The sequence below is a fragment of the Streptomyces sp. NPDC054840 genome, assembly GCF_053611065.1.
In genome coordinates this window covers 1-3,533 of record NZ_JBSGZP010000727.1, presented here as the reverse complement: position 1 = coordinate 3,533, position 3,533 = coordinate 1, and the positions used below count along the sequence as shown (strand labels likewise).

Sequence of the window (3,533 nt, the reverse complement as noted above, 5' to 3'; positions counted from 1 at the left end):
GTCCAAGGACGGTCCCGTAATCCCCGGTGGATCGGCGCACGGCGTCGGATGCGGTGCATCGCAAGGCGGAGGGCGCCCCTGTACTGGGCGTGTTCGGGTGTTCCGACAATGCGGCGAGGTGCCGTGGCCGGCGTCGTGCGCCCGCCGGGGATGACGGGAGAGCCCTTAGGCGGGGATCACATCATGTCTTCGATGTCGGCGGCGATCGGGTCGGCGTCGGTGCCGATGACGACCTGGATCGCGGTGCCCATCTTGACGACGCCGTGGGCGCCGGCGGCCTTGAGCGCGGCTTCGTCGACCTTGCTGGGGTCGATGACCTCGGTGCGCAGGCGGGTGATGCAGCCCTCGACCTCTTCGATGTTCTCGATGCCGCCGAGCCCGGCGACGATCTTCTCAGCCTTGGTGGCCATGTGTGTCTCCCTGAGTGTTTCGAAGAACGAGTCTCGGCGGTCGGTACGCGGCTACCCACCTGTGCGGTCTGCTTTGTCACGGTAACGCACGGTTGGCCCATCTACGCGAGCGCATGACCGACCCCTGCCGAATGATGACGATCAGCAGCAACCTGCCCGACAACTGGTCTACACCAGTGTGCCGTACGCGTTGCCGCAGCCAAAAACGGGCCGGTCAGGGAGGACGTCGATGAGCGCGAAGAGCGCCCCCGCAGCGCCGCAACCGAATTGGCGGCACAGCGCGTTCCAGGGTTTGCAGAAGATGGGCCGGAGTCTGCAGCTCCCGATCGCCGTCCTGCCCGCGGCCGGCATCCTGTTGCGGCTGGGACAGCCGGACGTCTTCGGTGCTGACGGCCTGCGGTGGACGGACGTCGCCAAGGTGATGGCGGGCGCGGGCGGTGCGCTGCTCGACCCGGATCTCGGTCTCCCCCTCCTCTTCTGCATCGGCGTCGCCATCGGCATGGCGAAGAAGGCGGACGGTTCGACCGCCCTCGCGGCCACGGCGGGCTTCCTGGTCTACCGGGGGGTGCTGCACGCGTTCCAGAAGGCCTGCCCAGTGGGGACCAAGGACATCGGGGGCGGCTGTCTGGGGCCGAACGACACGTTCGTGGCGTACACGTACCAGAACCCGGGGGTCTTCGGCGGCATCGTCATGGGCCTGCTGGCGGCCTGGTTCTGGCAGCGGTATCACCGGGTGAAGCTGGTGGACTGGCTCGGCTTCTTCAACGGCCGGCGGCTGGTACCGATCATCATGTCCTTCGTGGCGATCGCCTTCGCCGCGCTCTGCCTGTGGGTCTGGCCGCCGGTCGGGGACGCGCTGGAGAGCTTCTCCGACTGGCTGCGCGGGCTGGGCGCCTGGGGTGCGGGCATCTTCGGTATCGCGAACCGGGCGCTGCTGGTGATCGGCCTGCACCAGTTCCTGAACGTGCCGATGTGGTTCCAGTTCGGGTCCTACACGGCGGCGGACGGGAAGACGTATCACGGCGACATCAACATGTTCCTGCACGGCGACCCGAACGCGGGCCTGTTCCTGTCCGGCTTTTTCCCGATCATGATGTTCGCGTTGCCGGCGGCGGCGCTGGCGATCACGCACTGCTCCAAGCCGCAGCGGCGCAAGGAGGTCGGCGGTCTGATGCTGTCGGTGGCCTTGACCTCGTTCGTCACCGGGATCACCGAGCCGCTGGAGTACTCCTTCCTCTTCGTCGCGCCCGTGCTGTACGTGGTGCACGCGGTGCTGACGGGCGTGTCGATGGCGGTGACCTGGGGGCTGGGCGTCCATGACGGCTTCAGTTTCTCGGCGGGCCTGATCGACTACGTCATCAACTGGAATCTGGCGACGAAACCGTGGTTGATCGTTCCGATCGGCCTGTGCTTCGCGCTCGTCTACTACGTGGTGTTCCGGTTCGCGATCACGAAGTTCGATCTCGCGACGCCCGGGCGGGAGTCGGACGAGGAGATCGCGGCGATGGAGTCGGAGACCACGAAGGCGTGAGGCCGCTTCCCGACAGGACGGGAGCGAGGTCCGTCAAGGGCCTCCGGATCACGATCCGGGGGCCCTTCGGCATGTCCCGTGACATGTGATCCAGGCCACAGGAAATCGAAGGTTCCTTATCTAACCCTCACCGTGTTACAACTGGTCTACACCATGAATTGGTGTAGACCACGACCGCTTCCCCCGGCGGCGTGTCCCCCTTTCTGAGACGTCGCCGTCCCTCGTGGTTGTACCCCTTGGCGGCGCCTTGCTCCCCCCGGAGGAAGTTATGAGTACGGCTACTGACGCCGCTGCGCCGCCCGCCAAGAAGCGGGGATCCGGCCTGATCCAGGGTCTGCAGAAGGTCGGCCGCAGCCTCCAGCTGCCCATCGCCGTCCTGCCCGCCGCCGGCATCCTGCTGCGTCTCGGTCAGCCCGACGTCTTCGGCAAGGACGGTCTCGGCTGGGGCAAGGTCGCCACGGTGTTCGCCACCGCCGGTGACGCGGTCTTCTCCAACCTGCCGCTGCTGTTCTGCATCGGCGTCGCCATCGGCTTCGCCAAGAAGGCGGACGGCTCCACCGCGCTCGCCGCGCTGGTCGGATTCCTGGTCTACAAGAACGTCCTCACCGCCTTCCCGGTGACCGAGGCCGTCATCAACACCACCGAGAACAAGGGTGTCGACGTCGCCGCGACGTACAACAACCCCGGCGTCCTCGGCGGCATCGTCATGGGTCTGCTCGCCGCGGTCCTGTGGCAGCGCTTCCACCGCACCAAGCTCGTGGACTGGCTCGGCTTCTTCAACGGCCGCCGGCTCGTCCCGATCATCATGGCCTTCGTCGGCGTCCTCGCCGGTGTGTTCTTCGGTGTGGTCTGGGAGCCGATCGGCGAGCTCATCTCCCACTTCGGTGAGTGGATGACCGGGCTGGGCGCCGCGGGCGCCGGCGTCTTCGGTGTCATCAACCGCGCGCTGATCCCGATCGGCATGCACCAGTTCGTCAACACCGTCGCCTGGTTCCAGATCGGTGACTTCACCAACGCCGCCGGCGAGGTCGTCCACGGTGACCTGAACCGCTTCTTCGCCGGTGACCCGGAGGCCGGTCTGTTCATGACGGGCTTCTTCCCGATCATGATGTTCGGCCTCCCGGCCGCCGCCCTGGCCATCGCCCACACCGCTCGCCCGGAGCGCCGCAAGGCCGTCACCGGCATGATGGTCTCGCTCGCCCTCACCTCGTTCGTCACGGGTGTCACCGAGCCCATCGAGTTCTCGTTCATGTTCATCGCGCCGGTGCTGTACGCGATCCACGCCGTCCTGACCGCCCTGTCCATGGCGATCACCTGGGCGCTCGGGGTCCACGCGGGCTTCACCTTCTCCGCGGGTCTGATCGACCTCGGCCTCGGCTGGAGCAAGGCGACCAACCCATGGATGATCATTCCGATCGGCCTGGTCTTCGGAGCGGTCTACTACTTCGGGTTCCGCTTCGCGATCGTCAAGTTCAACCTCCCGACGCCGGGCCGCGAGTCCGACGAGGAGCTGGCCGAGATGGCCAAGGCGGAGGCCAAGTAGGGCAAGTAGGCCCCGCAGGACCGAAGAAGCCCCCGCTCTCCCGGAAGGG

At 66.8% G+C, this 3,533-nt stretch carries 2 protein-coding genes and 1 pseudogene; 2 read left to right on the top strand and 1 reads right to left on the bottom strand.

Going from position 1 to position 3,533, the window contains the following annotated elements:
• Positions 1 to 176: 176 nt before the first annotated feature.
• Positions 177 to 443 (bottom strand): annotated as a pseudogene (locus tag ACWGIU_RS32990) (glucose PTS transporter subunit EIIB); the annotation flags it as partial.
• A gap of 196 nt (positions 444 to 639) precedes the next feature.
• Here ACWGIU_RS32990 and ACWGIU_RS32985 point away from each other — a divergent pair.
• Positions 640 to 1,941, top strand: a complete 1,302-nt coding sequence (locus tag ACWGIU_RS32985) for a PTS transporter subunit EIIC (protein WP_453711783.1) — start codon at positions 640 to 642, stop codon at positions 1,939 to 1,941.
• Between the two features lie 268 nt (positions 1,942 to 2,209).
• Positions 2,210 to 3,484, top strand: coding sequence for a PTS transporter subunit EIIC (locus ACWGIU_RS32980; RefSeq protein WP_453711782.1), 1,275 nt, complete (start codon positions 2,210 to 2,212; stop codon positions 3,482 to 3,484).
• Positions 3,485 to 3,533: the final 49 nt, after the last annotated feature.